11 protein-coding genes and 1 other annotated feature are annotated in these 18,220 nt (G+C 54.5%); of the genes, 6 read left to right on the forward strand and 5 right to left on the reverse strand.

What is annotated here, in order from left to right; genetic code table 11:
* Window positions 1–195 precede the first annotated feature (195 nt).
* The 3 genes from NFU03_RS10260 to NFU03_RS10270 all read left to right on the forward strand — a co-directional run bounded on the left by NFU03_RS10260 (window position 196) and on the right by NFU03_RS10270 (window position 5,724).
* A complete protein-coding gene (locus NFU03_RS10260) occupies window positions 196–3,057 on the forward strand; it encodes a DNA translocase FtsK (protein ID WP_251638409.1) in 2,862 nt (953 codons plus the stop codon).
* 70 nt (window positions 3,058–3,127) lie between these two features.
* Window positions 3,128–4,441, forward strand: a complete 1,314-nt coding sequence (murC, locus tag NFU03_RS10265; protein ID WP_251638411.1) for a UDP-N-acetylmuramate--L-alanine ligase — start codon at window positions 3,128–3,130, stop codon at window positions 4,439–4,441.
* 269 nt (window positions 4,442–4,710) lie between these two features.
* Window positions 4,711–5,724: a YtxH domain-containing protein gene (locus NFU03_RS10270; protein WP_251638413.1), complete on the forward strand. Its 1,014-nt coding sequence runs from the start codon at window positions 4,711–4,713 to the stop codon at window positions 5,722–5,724.
* A gap of 57 nt (window positions 5,725–5,781) precedes the next feature.
* On the opposite strand, the gene pilM is transcribed toward NFU03_RS10270, so the two are convergent.
* Window positions 5,782–7,914, reverse strand: a complete 2,133-nt coding sequence (gene pilM, locus NFU03_RS10275) for a cell division protein FtsA (RefSeq protein WP_251638415.1) — start codon at window positions 7,912–7,914, stop codon at window positions 5,782–5,784.
* A 160-nt stretch (window positions 7,915–8,074) separates the two neighbouring features.
* Between pilM and NFU03_RS10280 the strand changes: the two genes are divergently transcribed.
* Entirely contained in the window at window positions 8,075–9,157 is a 1,083-nt protein-coding gene (locus NFU03_RS10280; protein WP_251638417.1) for a bifunctional 3-deoxy-7-phosphoheptulonate synthase/chorismate mutase, read from the forward strand.
* 82 nt (window positions 9,158–9,239) lie between these two features.
* The gene (gene ccpA / locus NFU03_RS10285; protein WP_251638419.1) at window positions 9,240–10,244 is read left to right on the forward strand and encodes a catabolite control protein A; all 1,005 of its coding nucleotides are present in this window, start codon (window positions 9,240–9,242) and stop codon (window positions 10,242–10,244) included.
* Window positions 10,245–10,319: 75 nt separating this feature from the next.
* Here ccpA and NFU03_RS10290 read toward each other — a convergent pair whose 3' ends face one another.
* The 3 genes from NFU03_RS10290 to NFU03_RS10300 are packed head-to-tail and all read right to left on the reverse strand — an operon-like array spanning window position 10,320 to window position 12,782.
* A complete protein-coding gene (locus NFU03_RS10290) occupies window positions 10,320–11,483 on the reverse strand; it encodes an acetoin utilization protein AcuC (RefSeq protein WP_251638534.1) in 1,164 nt (387 codons plus the stop codon).
* Window positions 11,483–12,133: an acetoin utilization AcuB family protein gene (locus NFU03_RS10295; RefSeq protein WP_251638420.1), complete on the reverse strand. Its 651-nt coding sequence runs from the start codon at window positions 12,131–12,133 to the stop codon at window positions 11,483–11,485. The genes NFU03_RS10290 and NFU03_RS10295 overlap by 1 nt, the downstream gene beginning before the upstream one ends.
* A 16-nt stretch (window positions 12,134–12,149) precedes the next feature.
* Window positions 12,150–12,782 carry a GNAT family N-acetyltransferase gene (locus NFU03_RS10300; RefSeq protein ID WP_251638422.1) on the reverse strand — a complete coding sequence of 211 codons (633 nt, stop codon included), beginning with the start codon at window positions 12,780–12,782 and terminating at the stop codon, window positions 12,150–12,152.
* Between the two features lie 179 nt (window positions 12,783–12,961).
* Between NFU03_RS10300 and acsA the strand changes: the two genes are divergently transcribed.
* Window positions 12,962–14,680 (forward strand): acetate--CoA ligase, encoded by a 1,719-nt coding sequence (gene acsA, locus NFU03_RS10305; protein WP_251638424.1) that lies wholly within the window; start codon window positions 12,962–12,964, stop codon window positions 14,678–14,680.
* 70 nt (window positions 14,681–14,750) lie between these two features.
* Here the strand turns inward: acsA and NFU03_RS10310 are convergent, their stop codons facing one another.
* Entirely contained in the window at window positions 14,751–17,843 is a 3,093-nt protein-coding gene (locus NFU03_RS10310; protein WP_251638426.1) for a transglycosylase domain-containing protein, read from the reverse strand.
* A 104-nt stretch (window positions 17,844–17,947) separates the two neighbouring features.
* Window positions 17,948–18,151, forward strand: a binding site (T-box leader).
* Window positions 18,152–18,220: the final 69 nt, after the last annotated feature.

Here is an 18,220-nt window from a genome sequence, read left to right on the forward strand (position 1 = left end):
CGAAAAGTCACGGACCGTGATTGTTTCGGGCAGTCTTTTTTGACCGCGGATTTCCTGATCCAGCCAGTGGAGCTGTGTCCGCCGGTCCGTTGTGCATGTCATATGTCACCAGTTTGTGCCGAAAACAGATGTCCATTTGATTTTATCAGTGATTTCCTGCTAAAATAGGATGATTGAATTGAAAAGAGTGATAGAGTGAGCTGGTTGAAAAAAACAATGGGGCGCTTGTTCAACTCGCAGCCGGACCAAACGACCGACGAGTCCTCGAACAGCCCGCAAATTGAAAATCATACTGACGAAAACGAAACGCCGCAGCGGCCTGCTTTCCGCTTCCCGATGATCACGGATGCAGAAATCTACGGATGGGAAGAAGAGACGGAACAGGAGAGGGCGACGGACCATCGATTGCCACTGATTTCGGAAGAGGCATCCTTTGAACGAGCAACCCCCCTCCGTGAAAACAAACGATGGCCTGCTGAACAGCCGATCGGTGAGATCCACCGTGCCGGCAGCAGACAAAAATACAAGGAAACTCCGGAAGTCCAGCCGCCAGCCCGCCGTACGCCGGCTGCACCGGTAAACAGGACAGAGTCCAAGCCACCGCAGAAGCCAAGCGACAAACGAATACATACACCATTCAAGCCGACGGAAGTGCCGTCGCCGGTCTACGGCTTCTCCAAGCCAAAACTGCCGGCACCGCGCGTCAGGCAGAAGATGGTGGAACACGAAATCCCGATGTCGGACGTCCGACAGCCTGTAAAGAAAGCCCCAGACACAGAAACATCAGCTCCGGAAGAGCACGTGATTGCTTCCCATACAGACAAACCGGAAGCCGGGAAATCCGGACTTCCTGTTCAGCCTGTTCATGCACAGGTGACAGAACAGCAGCATCGTACAGATGAAGCGCTGCTGGACACGATCCAGACTGCAGAATGGGTGGAAGAGGAGCATGGGAACGGGGATTCGCCGGAAGAATTGAAAGCTGGTCCTGAGCTCGTTTCCATGCATGAACCTGGACTTGTTGGTGAATCCTATCCGGAATTTGGTAAAAGCTTTGTTTCCGAAGCGAAACCTGATCATGAGTCCGAATCTGTTCCCGAACCCGGTCAGGAGACGGAACTACAAGCGGAACCTGAACCTGTAATTATCGTTTCAGATGAAACCGCAGCAGCGGCGGAACCGTTATCCGCAATGGAACATGGATTTGAAACTGCAGATGAGATCACGGATGACACAGAGCCCGGAGCCGAACTGATTCTGCCTGCTGAATCTGCCGGAGAGCATACCGATGAAACAGCGGAGCGGCAGGAAAAGATCGTGCCGTTCAATGTGCTGATGCTCAAATCCGACAAAGAGAAACTGCGGGGGATGAACAGCATGCCGCCGCCGATTGTGAAAAAGGAACCGGTACAGCCTCCTGCTGTCGCGACGCACATGTCCGAACCGGCGAGAGCAGCTGCAAGGCGCATGGCTGCGCCGGAAATCGCTGTATCTCCAGAAAAGGAACAGCCGGCATCTGCCATCGCAGTTGCGGTTGCCGAAGAACGTGAACCGGCAACTAACGACGCAGCTGAAGCGCATATCGGAGAAGACAGTCCAGAGCCGGTGCATACCGAAGAAGAACCGCTTCTTCACTACGTGTACCCGTCCATGGATGACTTGCTGCCGCCTGAAACCCAGCAGGAAGATACGGAATGGCTCGCTTCCCAGTCGGAGAAATTAGTGGAAGCATTATCCCATTTTTCGGTGCGGGCGGATATATTGGAAGCGGTGCAGGGCCCGACAGTCACCCGTTTCGAACTGACGGTCGGCTTCGGCACGAAAGTGAGCAAAGTGCGCAACTTGACGGATGACTTGAAACTGGCGCTTGCCGCTGAAGATATCCGCATCCAGGCACCGATTCCCGGAACAAGTTCGATCGGTATCGAGATCCCGAACCGGACGACGCGCCCGGTGCGTATCTCTGAGGTGATCGGGACGGAACAGTTCACTGAATCGGACTCTCCTCTTGAAGCGGTCCTCGGACTCAGCCTGACAGGGGAGCCTGTCACGCTCGATCTGCGGAAGATGCCGCACGGGATGATTGCCGGCGCCACAGGTTCCGGTAAATCGGTATGCATCAACTCCATTCTCGTGAGCCTGCTGTACAAAGCGTCGCCCGCTGAAGTGAAACTGTTGCTGATCGATCCGAAGATGGTGGAACTGGCTCCGTTCAACGGAGTCCCTCACCTGATCAGCCCGGTCATCACGGATGTCAAAGCAGCGACGGCCGCGCTGAAATGGGCGGTGGACGAGATGGAACGCCGTTATGAACTGTTCGCCCATGCCGGCGCGCGCAACATCGAACGTTATAACCAAATGGCGGAAGAGAGCCGCAAATTCTCGCTGAAAATGCCTTATTTGCTCATCGTGATCGACGAACTGGCGGATCTTATGATGGTCGCGCCGGCTGACGTGGAAGTTTCGATTAGCCGGATCGCCCAGAAAGCCAGGGCCTGCGGAATCCATCTGATCATTGCGACACAGCGGCCGAGTGTGGACGTCATCACCGGAATCATCAAAGCGAACATCCCGACCCGGATTGCGTTCGCCGTATCGTCACAAGTCGATTCCCGCACCATCATCGACGGTGCAGGCGCGGAAAGGCTGCTCGGACGGGGCGACATGCTCTATATCGGCAACGGACAATCGTCCGCAGTCCGGCTGCAGGGCACGTTCGTCACGGATGATGAAATCGAGCAGATCATCGAGCATGTCAAAAACGAAGCGTCCCCTGAGTACTTGTTCGGGCAGGAGGATTTGCTGGCGGCGGTGGTCGAGGAAGAAGAAACCGATCCGCTGTTCGTCCAGGCCTGCACGTTCATCATCGAACAGGGAAGTGCATCGACGTCGCTCCTGCAGCGGCATTTCAGCATCGGCTACAACCGTGCTGCGAAACTGATGGACCGCATGGAGACACACGGGTTCATCTCCGAACAGCGGGGAAGCCGTCCGCGGGATGTCTATGTGACCCAAGCGGACCTGGATGCATTTCTGAATCCGGTGCCTGACGCATAAGATAGAAGGCATGACTGATATATTGAAAAGAACGATTTTAGGGAACAAGCTGCTCCCAGGAGGTTGCACAATGACTAAATATCATTTCACAGGGATCAAAGGCTCAGGAATGAGCTCCCTTGCTCAAATTTTGCATGACGCGTCCAACGAAGTCCAAGGTTCCGACGTGGAAAAACACTTCTTCACGGAAGATCCGCTTCACGCGCGTTCCATTAACGTGCTGCCTTTCAGCGCAGACAATATTACGAAGGAAATGACAGTCATCGCGGGCAACGCTTTTCCCGATTCACACCCGGAAATCGTCCGGGCGAAGGAAATCGGCGCAACCGTGATCCGCTACCACGATTTCCTGGCAGACTATATGAAGAAGTCGACGTCGATCGCAGTGACAGGTACGCATGGCAAAACGTCGACGACGGGGCTCCTCGCCCACGTCCTGTCCGGTTTCGAACCGATCTCGTATCTGATCGGCGACGGCACGGGAAAGGGAGTGAAGGACAGTCCGTTCTTCGTCTTCGAATCGTGTGAATACAAGCGTCATTTCCTTGCGTATGAACCGGATTACGCCATAATCACGAACATCGATTACGACCATCCGGACTATTTCGAAGACATGGAAGATGTCCTGGACGCGTTCGGTGAAATGGCGTCGAATGTCAAGAAAGCGATCATTGCGTGCGGCGACGATGTGAACTGCCAGGCCATTCAGGCGAATGTGCCGGTTGTGCTGTACGGTCTCGCGAAGAGCAACGATTTCAGCGCAGCCAACATTGAAAAGACGGCTGCCGGCACGAAATTCGATGTGTTCGTCCGGAACGAGTTCTACCATTCGTTCATGATCCCTATGCCGGGTGACCATGCCGTGAAAAATGCATTGGCCGTGATCGCCCTCTGCCAGTATGAAGGGCTCGATCCGGAAGTGGTTGCAGAACGGCTGAAGACCTTTACAGGCGTCAAGAGACGCTTCACGGAAATCGAGACGGACGGAGCAGTTCTGATCGACGACTATGCGCATCACCCGACAGAAATCCGTGCAACATTGGAATCTGCGCGCCAGAAATACCCGGATCGCGAAGTCATCGCCGTCTTCCAGCCGCATACATTCACGCGGACAGCAGCGCTTCTCGATGAATTCGCAGAAAGCCTGAAGGAAGCGGACCTCGTCTATCTTTGTGATATTTTCGGTTCAGCCCGTGAAAAAACAGGGAATCTGACGGTGGATGACCTGGCCGCTAAAATCCCGGGGGCATGCCACCTGACAATCGAAGCTATCGACGCACTCGACGGACACGATGGTGCGGTCTTCCTCTTCATGGGAGCCGGGGATGTCCAGAAGTATTTAACTGCCTACCAGCAGCACAGCGCAGCAAAAAAGACAGTCTGATCATAATGATCAGGCTGTTTTGCGTGTATCAGGCGGACAGGAAGGGAAATCCCCATTTTTGTCGAAGAGGAGAAGGAGGCCGGAGTTTAGCTTGGAGACAGGCAGGGTAAATGTACACATACAAAGCGGACTGAGAGGAGTGAAACAATCGATCTGTTGTACATAGAAGGTCCGGCACCGATCAAATCGGGTCCTTCGTCACGACAGAGAGCAGCAGTTCAGCATCTGCATCAGACTAAACAGGCAACTTACCCAGAGGAGGAACGCAAATGAGCGACAACTACAACCAATCGAAACCGTATTCAAACAAGACAAACAACCAGGACTATTCATCAGGCAGCTACCAGAACACATACGGGGAACCGTCCCAGCTGCCGATGAACTACAATTACTTCCCGTCCGACACGGACCGCTTCTATGAAGAAGAAAGCTCCAGCACAGGCAGCTTCCTGATGGGAGCGCTCGTCGGAGGTGTCATCGGAGCAGCAGCTGCATTGTTCCTTGCGCCTAAAACGGGCAAGGAAATGCGCGATGACCTGTCAGGCCAGGCAGTCCAGCTGAAGAATAAGAGTATCGAACTCGGCTCCACGGCGAAGGACAAAGCGGCCGACCTGACATCCGCTGCAAAGGACAAAGCAGTCGATCTGTCGAGCACAGCGAAGGACAAAGCAACCCAGCTGTCGTCCGTAGCGAAAGAGAAATCAGGCGACCTGAAGAAGTCCGTGCAGGATCAGACCGACACGATCACCCAGAAGGTCAAGTCGCTGTCTTCCAAAGCACAGGCACCGATGGATGACGGCACGGCATCGTCTGAAGGGGAAGAACCGATCGTCGGCGGAAAAGACGACAAAGACAATAAAGACAACAAAAACAGCCAGAACAGCGGCGGCAGCAATAGCAACAACAGCAACAATAACAGCAACAACAACAACAACAACAACAACAACAACAACAACAGCAACAACAACAACAACAACAACAGTAACAGCAGCAACAATAACAAAAACAACAGCAGCAACAACAGCAATAACAGCAGCAACAACAGCAATAACAACAACAGCAGCAAACAAAACAACAACTCCAACAGCAGCAAAACGGGCAGCCCGTCAAACAGCTCGGACAAGAACAAATCGTCCGATTCCAACATGTCTGCCGAGAAAAAAGAAGCGAGCAGCCAGACAACGAAAAACAGCAGCGTTTCTTATGATAATTCCGATAACATCGGAAAGAATAAGATCATGAACCAGAACCTGCTGTCTGACGAAAAACCGAAAAACAGCTGAACAAAAGCCATCCAGCGCATACTCTGCGCCGGATGGCTTTTTTAGTCATAGGTTACATCAGGACAGGACAATTTCAAGACGGTCTCCGCCGAACAGCTCATCCGTGAACTGGATCGGTTCGCCGTTGCGCAAGAGCCGGTAGGAAGAAGCCGATCCAGCCGGCAGCTGATAATCGATGAACCCGAAGACATCGCTGAACCGGATCGGCTGCGTATCTGCGGGGGAGACGTTCAGCCGATCGTCTTCTGCGACCAGTGTCGACAGATCGGCCGGCTGTCCGTTCACGGTCACCGTGAACCGCGGCTTCGTGATCGTCACCGTCTCGTCATTGAACGTGACCGTCACCTGTTCGGTCAGGCGGACCCCGAGCTCTGCCGCAATATCGGAAACGGCAGGACGCGCGCCGGCCTGATAGCCGATCCGATCGCCATCCTGCACGGCTGCCGACAGCGAGACAGGAAGTCCATTCCGAGTGAGTTCAGGTGTTGCGAGTTTGACGGGGACCCTTTTCCCGTTAAGCGTGATGGCCTGCACGGAACCGGACGCCGGTATCACGCCAGCAGCATGCAGCGCATCCCGTACTGTCGTCTGCTGGCGGATTTCGATGTCATCCCGGTCTTCGATCTCACTATCCAGACTTCCCGGCTCCCCGTTCACCGACACTTCAGTCGTGAGAGTGACAGGCACATCGTTGACGGCAGCCTGGACAGGAGCCGCGTCAAGACCTGCTGCCTCTCTGATCGTGGCGGCCGCTCTCTGACCGTCCTCCCCTTTCTCCAGACGGATGTTATCACCGTTGCTGATAAGGTCTTTTGTGCCCGCCTCTCTGCCGTTCTTATGGATGACAGCAGCTGTGCCGTGCGTCCCGGGCAGGGTGATCTCCTGACCGTTCAGGGTGAAGCGGAGAGCAAGTCCGGGCCTGCCGTACAGATGACGCGCCTTCACGCCTGCAGCAAGGAGGGCATCGCCGACAGTCATTTCCTTCAGTTCGAAAAGACGGATCAGTTTATCCCCGACCGTGACCGTCATATAATGGATAGGTGCCCGCTGTGCTGCGATTGCGATGCCAATCGGCGTGACGAATGCCGGGGAAGCGGAGATTTTATCGGCAAACGTCACATTGCTCAATGCTTCCAGGCCTCGGACGGCGACCCGCTGTGCCGGCAGTTCGAGTGCTGCGCTCAGTTTTTGTGCCAGACCGGGCGTCAGGCTGCCGCCGCCGGTAAGCATGACCGCCTGCGGGGACTGCTCATTATTGAGCCTCCGGATCTCATCGGCGATGGCAGAAGCCAGCCGCTCGACAGAAGGGGACAGGACATCGATGACTTCACTGCTCGGCAGCTCCTGTTCGAATCCGAGGATATCCTGGAAGGTGACTATTTCCCGATCTGCCAGGAGCCGTTTGGCGGCTTCCGCTTCCGGGAAATCCAACAAGTAATGCGAGCTGAACGTTTCGGTGATTTCGTCGCCTGCGATCGGAACCATGCCGAATGCGGTGACTGTATTCTGACTCGTGATGGCGATGTCGGATGTGCCGGCGCCGATATCGACGAGCGCCACGTTAAGACGGCGCATCGACTGCGGAATCAGGACATTGATCGCCGCGATCGGCTCGAGAGTCAGGGCTTCCATTTCCAGATCGGCCCGTTTGAGCGCAGCAAGCAGCGACTCGACAACGACTCGCGGAAGGAACGTAGCGATGACTTCTGCGCTTGCCGTACGTCCGGTCTGATCGATCAGGCTGCCGATCGGCTCACCGTCGAGCAGATAGTGGAGGACCGAGTAACCGACACAGTAATATTGGTTGTCCGCTGTGACAGCGTCGGACGATAACAGTTCCTGCTGCGCTTTCTGGACCGCTCCGAGTTCGAGCCTGTTGATATCTTCGGTATTGATCAGGGCGTGCTCCGATATGTCGGCGGACAGTGCCCCGACCGCGGTCTTCAGTGCCCGTCCGGCAGCTGCGACGCTCACTTTCTCGAGCCGTCCGTGACGCGTCTCGAGCAGTTGCTTCATCTCTTCGATGACGGAAGCGACACTCAGGATGTTATGTATCTGGCCGTCGATCATCGAGCGCTCCTTATGCTCGATCACTTCCAGATCGATCACATGGTGCCCTGCCGTGCTTTCTTCCAATAGGATGCCGACAACGGAACGCGTTCCGATATCGAGTGCGAATATAGGTGCCACGAATGTACCTCCTGTTTCTTCCGATATATTAAATACGATAACTTTGCGAAATAGCGTGACTTTTCAACAGAGGTTCATTATACTAGGTCTATTATTAAAAATGTATCACACATTACCCGTTGCGAAAAGGGGATGTAGTGAATGGGGAGGAGAATGACAGATGCGCCAGAACGAACTTGAAGAACTTCGCTCGCAAGTGACGGAGCTGAATACGAAAATCCTGGATCTCATCAACGAACGGACTGCCGCCGTCCAGGAAATCGGCAAAGTGAAAGAAAAACAAGGTGTGAACCGTTATGACCCTGTCCGTGAGCGTGAAATGCTCGATTCGCTGAAGCAGGCGAACAACGGCCCGCTCCCTAACGGCGTGCTCGAACAGATCTTCAAAGGCATCTTCATGTCCGCTCTTGAAATCCAAGAGGATGAGCAGCGGAATGCCCTGCTCGTTTCCCGTAAACGGAAAGCGGAAGATACGATCGTCGATGTGAACGGGGAGAAGATCGGGGATGGGACACCGACGTTCATCTTCGGCCCATGTGCCGTCGAATCGTATGAGCAGGTGCTCGCTGTCGCGAAGTCCATCCAGGCGAAAGGGCTGACGATGATGCGTGGCGGTGCTTACAAGCCGCGGACATCCCCTTATGACTTCCAGGGACTCGGCCTTGAAGGCTTGAAGATCCTGAAGCGTGTATCCGATGAAACCGGTCTGTCCATCGTGACGGAGATCATCACACCGGCCCATCTTGAAGAGGCGCTCGATTACATCGATGTCATCCAGATCGGCGCACGCAACATGCAGAACTTCGAATTGCTGAAGGAAGCCGGCAAAACGAATAAGCCTGTCCTCCTGAAACGCGGACTTGCAGCGACGATCGATGAATTCATCAACGCAGCTGAATATATCATCTCAAAAGGGAACAGCCAGATCATGCTTTGCGAACGCGGCATTCGTACATACGAAAAAGCGACACGCAATACGCTGGACATCTCGGCGGTGCCGATCCTCAAACAGGAGACACACTTGCCGGTGTTCGTCGACGTCACCCATTCCACAGGGCGCCGGGATCTTCTCATCCCGACGGCGAAGGCAGCGATCGCTGTCGGTGCGGACGGCGTTATGGCGGAAGTGCATCCGGACCCGGCTGTCGCGCTTTCCGACGCGGCCCAGCAGATGGATCTCGGACAGTTCGACGAGTTCTATAACGAGATGCAGCGCTTCATGAACACCCACCAAATCGTTTAATATATTGCCGGAGCTTTCATAGCTCCGGCATTTTGGTATAATAGGTTAGAAAGTAGAACCAGACGGAGAAGGGGAGGTCAGTATGGCGGTAACAATATACGATGTCGCACGGGAAGCGAACGTTTCCATGGCGACTGTATCACGGGTGGTCAACGGCAACCCGAACGTGAAACCGGCAACGCGGAAGAAGGTAACCGCTTGCATTGAACGGCTCGGCTACCGGCCTAATGCTGTCGCGCGCGGCCTCGCCAGCAGAAAGACGACGACCGTCGGGGTTATTGTCCCTGACATCTCGAAGAGCTACTATGCAGAGTTGTCCAGAGGGATTGCCGACGTCGCAACGATGTACGAGTATAATATCATCCTGTCCAACTCGGACAAAAGGGCGCTCCGCGAGATGGAACTGATCGAAGACCATCTCGGCAAACAGGTGGACGGCTTGATCTTCATGAGTGATTCCATTTCTGAAGAAGTCCGGAAAGAGATGAAATCCGCGAACGTGCCGATCGTGCTTGCAGGCACATTGGACGCCGAGAAGGATTTCCCGACTGTCAATATCGAGAATAAGGCAGCGGCCTATGATGCTGTCCGGGAATTGATCGCAAACGGTCATAAGCGGATTGCGTTCCTCTCGGGACCGTTCAGCCGGGACATCAACCTGCTCTCGAAGAAGACAGGCTACGAGGAAGCGATGGAAGAAGCGGGACTGGAAGTTTCGGATGACTATATCATCGAGACGGATAATACGTACGATGACGCATACGAGTCATGGAACCGGCTGAAACGGCTGCCGGAACCGCCGACAGCGATCTTCGCGGGCAACGATGACATAGCGGTCGGTGTCATGAACGGCGTCCGCGATTCCGGTTTGTCCGTACCGGAAGATATGGAGCTGATCTGCTTCCAGCACTCCATATTGGCGCGTGCCGTGAGACCGCAGCTGACAGCCGTCCGGGTGCCGCTGTATGATCTCGGCGCGGTGTCGATGCGGCTGCTGACGAAGCTGATGAACGGGGAAGAAGTGGATCATAAGCAAGTGATCCTGCCATACCAGCTGGAACAGCGTGACTCGATCCGAAAAAAATGAAAAACATGAAAAAGCAGGACGGGGGCAGATTCCCGTCCTGCTTTTCCTATTCCGTAAAAAGCGGCCGCCGGGTGTTCAGCGCGGCTGCTGCTCATTCCGTATGTACTGCAGCGACCGCGCCATCACTTGCGCATTCTTCTCCTCGATCTCCGGTTTGCGCGGGATGGCCGTATAGAGCGGTTCCGGATCCTCCCACGTCGGGATGAACGGCACAGGAGCCTCTTCCTGCCAGCGGGCGAGCCACTCTTCCGGCAGCGGTCCCGCGGGTGCCGGAAGCTGTTTCATCGCGTACCAGATGTGCGACCAGGCGCGCGGTACGACACGCCAAATATCATAACCGCCGCCTCCGACAGCGATCCATCTGCCGCCGCAATAGTCCTCGGCGATTTCGCGGGCGATCCTCGGAATCTGCTTATAGATTTCCATCGTGCTGTACAGATGGGTGAGCGGGTCGAAGTAATGTGCATCGGCCCCGTTCTGAGTCAGGATGACGTCCGGCTTGAACCATTCGGCGATCTCCCGGAAAGCGGTTTCATAGACCTGGAGGAATGATTCATCTTCCGTGAATGCATCGATCGGGAAGTTGAACGAGGTCCCGTACCCTTTGCCGTTTCCGCGTTCCGTCACATGACCGGTACCCGGGAACAGATAGCGTCCCGTCTCGTGGATGGACAGTGTACATACATCCGGGTCGTCGAAGAAGGTCCACTGCACACCGTCCCCGTGGTGCGCGTCCGTGTCGACGTAAAGCACCCGGGCGCCGTATTTCTTCTGGAGATAGCGGATGGCGACAGAGCTGTCATTGTAGACGCAGAAGCCCGAAGCTTTTCCCTGGAAACCGTGGTGAAGGCCGCCGCCGAGGTTGAGTGCATACCGGGAACGTCCCTGCATGACTTCATCCGCCGCTGTCAGGGTTCCGCCGACGAGCATGGCGCTCGCTTCGTGCATATTCGGGAAGATCGGCGTATCTTCCGTGCCGATGCCATAGACGGCGCCGATTTCGGATCCGACTTCGCCGCGGCCCGCTTTTTTCACCATGTCGATGAATTTCGGTTCGTGGACGAGCAGCAGTTCTTCGTCGGTCGCCATACGCGGCGCGACGATATCGCTGTCTTCGATTGCATGCATCTCCTTCAGCAGATCGAGGGTGAGCACGATCCGTTTCTGATTGAACGGATGGGTATCGGAAAACGAATAGCCGAGCTGATCTTCGGAAAAGACGAACACTGCTTCTTTCATCATAATCCGGTCCCTGGGAAGTTCGGCCACAAGACGTCGAATCCGCGCTCTTTCAATCCTTCGATGATGGCGATCGGGTTCATCGTCTTAATGCGGATGACCAGGATTTTGTTGGCGTCGTTCTCCTTGTCCGGGTAGACGAGGACACTCTGCACGTTTGTCTGGAACTCATGGAACACTTTTGAGACTTCGTACAGGATGCCAGGCACATTCGGCACCCGCACTTCGATCTGCGAGCCGGGCTGGTGGGCTCCTGTCAGTTCGATATACTTGTACAGCAGATCCGTCTCCGTGATGATTCCGATGAGCTCGTCGTTCGAGACGATCGGCAGGCAGCCGATCTGGTTATGGTAGAAGACGAGTGCGGATTCTTCCACGAAGTCCATCGGGTGGCCTGTGATCGGTTCCGTAACCATGCATTCAGCGAGCGGCATGTCGTAGACCGCCTGCATATCAGCGGGGATCTGCCTGCCGTATGGAAGGATCTCCTTCAGGTCCCGGTCCGTGATGATGCCGACGAGCCGCGATCCGTCTTCGATGATCGGCAGATGCCTGATATGGCGCTCCCTCATAAGGTCGGCCGCATCTTTGACGGTATGGGAAGGGGTCAGTGTGATGACATCCGTCTTCATGATTTCTTCGATTAACATAAGATCCCTTCTTTCTTCAATACAAAAATCGATTTTTGAAACGGAGACTGTCGAACCGCTGCACGTCATCCTGGGTGATCCGGCTGCCGATCCTCGCCATCAGGCAGTTCGCCGGGTGCGAACAGATCTCCGGATCATCGGTCGCATAGTATTCAAGACCGCCGTTCTGCATCATCTTCTCCATCACTTTGCGATATTCCCAGACGTTCAGTTTCGTCCCTTTCAAATCCCAGTGCCAGTAATACTCCGTCGTGATGACGATATAGTCCTCCATCGCATCGTCCATCATCGAAACTTCAAGCAGCGCCTTGCCTACGCCGCCGCCGCGGTATTTGGCGATCACCTCGATGGCGCCAAGTTCGATCAGGTTCTCCATATTGCCCTCTGACCAGCGCTCGAGCGGATCGGGATGCAGATATGTCACGTAGCCGACGATCTGGTCCTGATCCCGCGCGACGATGATTCGGCCCTCCGGTAATTTCGAGATGCCGATCAGTGCTGCATGCTGCTGTTTCGGCGGCCGGAACGCGACCAGCCCCTCGTGGAACGTATAGCTTTCGAGGTCCTCCGTCCTGATCGGTCCTTCGATGATCAGATCGCCGTTCTTGTGTTTCATCTCCAATGCATTATAGGTTTTTCTATGCTCCAACCAATTCACCGCCTTGTGGTGTTTGTCCATCCTGAGTCTAGTATACATGAAATTGAAAAGCAGTTCGCCAGATTTTCCGCCAAAACAAAGAACAGTCCGAAAACTATTATTTGTTTGCTAATTTGGAACCGGTTCATGTAGAATAAAACGTGTTAGTACATATTTAAGGGGGTACTGTTATGGTTTCTAAAGTAATTCCGGTGCAGGAAACAGATTATCAGATGCATGATTATGATGAACTCGTCAAAAACTTCGACTGGAAAGACGCCGAGAAGGAGTTCAGCTGGTATGAAACAGGGAAAGTGAACATCGCCCATGAAGCGATCGACCGCCATGCCGATTCGTTCCGCAAAAACAAGGTAGCGCTGTATTATAAGGACGGCGCACGTCAAGAGACCTATACGTATGGCGACATGAAGAAGTATTCCAATCAGGCAGCCAACGTATTCAAGAACTGTTCGTCGCTCGAAAAAGGGGACCGGATCTTCATTTTCATGCCGCGTTCACCTGAACTGTACTTCGCGCTTCTCGGTGCGCTGAAGGTCGGAGCGATCGTCGGACCGCTGTTCGAAGCGTTCATGGAAGGGGCTGTGTTCGACCGTCTCGACGACAGTGACGCGAAAGCCATCGTCACGACACCTGAACTCGTGGACCGCATCCCGGTCGACCGTCTGCCGCATCTGGAAACCGTCTTTGTCGTGGGGGACGGCGTGACGGAAGAAGGAAAAGTGATCGATTTCAATAAACATTTCAAGAAAGCATCCAAGAATTTCGACGTCGAGTGGCTGGACCGCGAATCGCCGACACTGCTACACTATACATCCGGTTCAACCGGGAAGCCGAAGGGCGTGCTTCACGTCCAGAACGCAATGGTGCAGCAGCTGCAGACGGCCAAATGGGTGCTGGATCTTCGGGAGACGGACGTTTTCTGGTGCACCGCAGATCCGGGCTGGGTCACGGGAACCGCGTACGGGATCTTCGGACCGTTCCTCGCTGGCGGAACGAACCTGATTGTCGGAGGACGTTTCTCGACGGACAGCTGGTACGGGGCGATCGAGGAATTCGGCGTCACGATCTGGTATAGTGCGCCGACCGCGTTCCGCATGCTGATGGGGGCGGGGGCTGCCGCGATGGAAGGCCATGACCTGTCGTCGCTGCGTCATATTCTGTCCGTCGGGGAACCGCTGAATCCGGAAGTCGTTCGATGGGGCATGGAAACGTTCCATATGCGCATCCATGACACATGGTGGATGACGGAGACGGGCGCGCAGATGATTTGCAATTTCGGTTCGCTGCCGCTGAAACCCGGCTCGATGGGCAAACCGGTTCCAGGGATCGAGGCGGCAATCGTCGACGATCAGGGGAATGTGCTCCCGCCGAACCGGATGGGCAACCTTGCCCTCCGCAAAGGCTGGCCGGCGATGATGCGGGCCATCTGGAACAACCCGGAGAAATATGATTCGTATTTCCTGAACGATGAATGGTACGTGTCCGGCGATTCCGCTTATATGGATGAAGACGGTTACTTCTTCTTCCAGGGGCGCGTCGATGACGTCATCATGACGAGCGGGGAACGGGTCGGACCGTTCGAGATCGAAAGCAAACTGCTCGAACACCCGGCAATCGTCGAAGCCGGAGTCATCGGGAAACCGGATCCTGTCCGAGGGGAGATCATCAAAGCGTTCATCGCCCTGCAGGACGGCTATGAACCGTCCGATGAGCTGAAGGAGGACATCCGCCAATTCGTGAAAAAGGAACTGGCCGGACATGCGGCTCCGCGTGAAATCGAGTTCAAGGACAAACTGCCGAAGACCCGCAGCGGGAAGATCATGCGCCGTGTGCTGAAAGCATGGGAGCTCGATCTGCCGACAGGCGACTTGTCGACAATGGAAGATTAAATAGAAAAACGGACACGCCCGGCGAGGGGAGTGTCCGTTTTTGCTGTTGACCAAGGGGGAGGCGGGCTGATCAGTTGCCGCCTTCCTTGTCCTTATCTTTGTCTTTATCGCCATCTGCAGGCGGCTTCGGCTTTTTATCGCCTTCTCCGCCCTGTGCAGGTGGTTTCGGTTTGCCGTCACCATTCGCATTGCCGTTATTTCCTGCATTGCCATTGTTGCCGGTGTTGCCGTTATTGCCGTTTCCGCCGCCATTGTTATTCGCAGGCGGTTTCGGCTTGCCGTCACCGGAACCATTGGACGGCGGGTTCGGTTTCTTATCCGCATCGCCTCCTGAGGATGGCGGTGCAGGAGTGGCCGAACCGCCGCCGTCATCTCCTCCGCCCGGCGGGGTCGCAGATGGCTGATCGGCCGGCGGAGCCGCTGCTGCGCCCGATACGGCGTTCGACGGACCTGAAGTGAGGCCTGTGATGTCGACAGCACGCACCGTGTACGTGCCGGCGCCCATCGGGAAGGAAAGCGACTGGCCGTCCCTTACTGTGCCGACGCGTGTACCGCCATTGTAAATGTAATAGCCGATGACGTCATTCGACGGCGAAGCGGACCACGTCAGCACGGAGCCGCTCTGCGAAGCCGATACGCCTGCAGGTGCAACACCATCCGCCGGGAACACAGCACCCGAGACGACGCGCGACGTGAATGCCGAGTTCGCCGGGAACAGCTTCGACGCATCGCCGCCAAGCGGTCCGAGCATCCGTTTGATGAACTCCGCGTTGACCCCTGTCCCGCCGGCTGTGATGAACTCACGAGGTGTGGACGGAAGCGCCGCATACCGCGTGCCCTTCACGGAAACCGAAGAGGACGAAATGATGCTGTCATCCGCTTTATTCGGAAGCATTGCATTCGCATTGAACAAGTCGGAACGCACGAGTCCTGCCGATGAACAGGCTGCCGAAGGCGCAAGTCCGGAAATGCCGCAGAATGAACGCGACACAACACCTTTCGGCTGCTGGAACCGCGCCTCTTTCCCGACGGTTGCGGGGCGTGCCTGGTTGATAGCATTCATCATCTTGGCGTACAGCGTAGTGGTCCGGGTGTTTGTCGTACCGAATTGTGCATTGCCCGGTCCTTGCAGGGATAATGTCTGATACTTGTAACCGATCCAGATTCCGAGCGAGATATTCGGATTATAACCTACGAGCCAAGCGTCACTGTAAGAATCAGTAGTCCCTGTTTTAGAGGCGATATCCATTCCGAAGTTCAGCTGTCTCTTCATATTTTGTGCGGTTCCCGCAGTGGAAACATCACGCAGCATATCGGTGATGATGTATGCGGTCTGTTCACTGAATACTTGAACCGGTTCAGCCATGTGCTGGTACACAATTTTGCCTGAGCGGTCTTCGATTTTTTCAATCATATACGGTTCCAAGTGTTTACCGCCATTTGCAAGCGTCGAGAAGGCACCGGTATTTTCTTGTACAGTTGCACCATGTCTCAAACCGCCGACTGCAGCGGACAAGTTTTCATAGTCATCAGCTGTCATATTGGTATAACCCATTTTGTTGAGCAGTTCTGCCGGTCTGCGGTCAACGATCTGCTTGTAGAGGCGGATCGTTGCCAAGTTTTGTGATGTGGCGAGCGCTTGTCGGGCCGGCACTATTCCGAGTTCTTGATTGGCAAGGAAGTTTACAGGATTCCAGGACCCTACCGAGAACTTAACGTCTACGACAGGACTGCCTGCGCCGATAACGCCATATTCGATGGCAGGTGCATACACAAGCAGCGGCTTAATGGTGGAACCAGGCTGCCGCTGACTTTGCGAAGAATGGTTGACTGCCTCGAGTTCATGATCCCGACCGCCGACGAATGCAAGAACTTTTCCTGATTTGTTATCCAGCAGGGTGGCCCCGACTTGAGCAGGAAGTTTTTCTGTTGTTTTTTCACCAGTGGTTTTGTCCGTAACTGTCTGTGTGTATGTGTAGCCATACTGGGTGAAGTTTTCCGCCACGTCGTTCAGCGCATTGTAGAGCTGGATATCGACTGTGGAATAGATCCGGTAACCATCATTGCGCATCGAGCGTTCGGCAAGTATCCCGTACTTTTCCTTCAATTTCTTATCTTCTTGCAGACGATCGGCATCGATGCCATCCTTTTCTGCGATTATGTCAGAAAGAATAGTGATTGTGTTGCGCTGGATCTCATCAGTGAGATATTCCTCACGGCTCTTTTGAGGCGGCGCAGGAGCTCGGAAATCCTTCGTGATGTCATAGGCGATGGCTTCATTATATTCTTTTTCCGTGATGTAGTTCGTCTCTTTCATCCGGAACAGGACGGTTTTCATCCGGTTGACACCTGGTTTCAAGCCGTTCTCGTCTTTCAGCCCTTTTTTGCCGTTGTAGAACGGTGTGTAGGCGAACGGAGCCTGCGGGATGCCGGCGATGTAGGCAGCCTGAGCCAGGTTAAGATCCTTTGCTTTTTTGTCGAAGATCCCTTCAGCGGCCGCTTCAATACCAGCGACGTTACCGCCATTCGCATTCCGGCCGTATGGGATGATGTTCAAATACGCTTCGAGAATTTCGTCTTTCGTCATGAAATGCTCGAGCCGCATGGCGAGCAGCAGTTCCTTCGCTTTCCGTTCGTACGAGATTTCGTTCGTGAGGATCTGGTTTTTGATGAGCTGCTGGGTGAGCGTCGATCCCCCGGTCTGGCTGTCCGAGTTCGTAACATCCTGGAACAGACCGCGGAACACCGCTTTCGGCACGATGCCGTTATGCGTGTTGAAGTACTCATCTTCCGTCGCATAGACGGCGTTGAGGACGTACGGGGAGACGTCTTCGAGCTTTACTTCTTTCCGGTCGATATCAGATCGCACTTTCCGGAGATACTTTCCATTCGTATAAATTTCGGACGTCTCTTCATAGCTGAAGATCTCATTCCGCATTTCGTCTTTCGAACGGAGCGGCTCCTTCGAGACGAGGGACGCGAAGTAGCCCGCCCCGACCGATGCGCCGAACACTGTCAATGTCAAACCGATTACTAAGAAAAGCAAGGCTAGATTCCAGACGACACCCGACGCGATCCGCGTGTTTTTCGCCCATTTGGTTTTCTTCATCGTTTCGAATTTATGTTCTAATTCGTCAACACGTTTTTTGTCATGTTTGGTCAATTCGTTCCCTCCTAAAAATCTCATTTATTATAGCATATTGTAACAGCAGTTGACTGAATTAGTTTGACAAATTTCCATTTTCGACTACAATATGAGGTAAGTTACTCTTCACGAAGAAAAAGCCGGAGTAGGAACAGGTAATCCGTCCAGAGAGGCAGCGGTAGGTGGGAGCTGCTCGGTACCCTGTTGTCGAATTACAGCTTTGGAGTGTTGCGCGGCCAGCGGCGTTATTGCTGAATGAGCGGAGACACAAAAATTGTCTCAAGCTGGGTGGTACCGCGCCGGAATGTGCAAATGGCGTCCCTGCATGATCGTAGACCGATCAGCAGGGGCTTTTTTGTGTTCGTAACGAAAAAAGGAGGATGACGGGTATGACT

It is taken from the genome of Sporosarcina sp. NCCP-2716 (assembly GCF_023707985.1).
Classification (GTDB): domain Bacteria; phylum Bacillota; class Bacilli; order Bacillales_A; family Planococcaceae; genus Sporosarcina.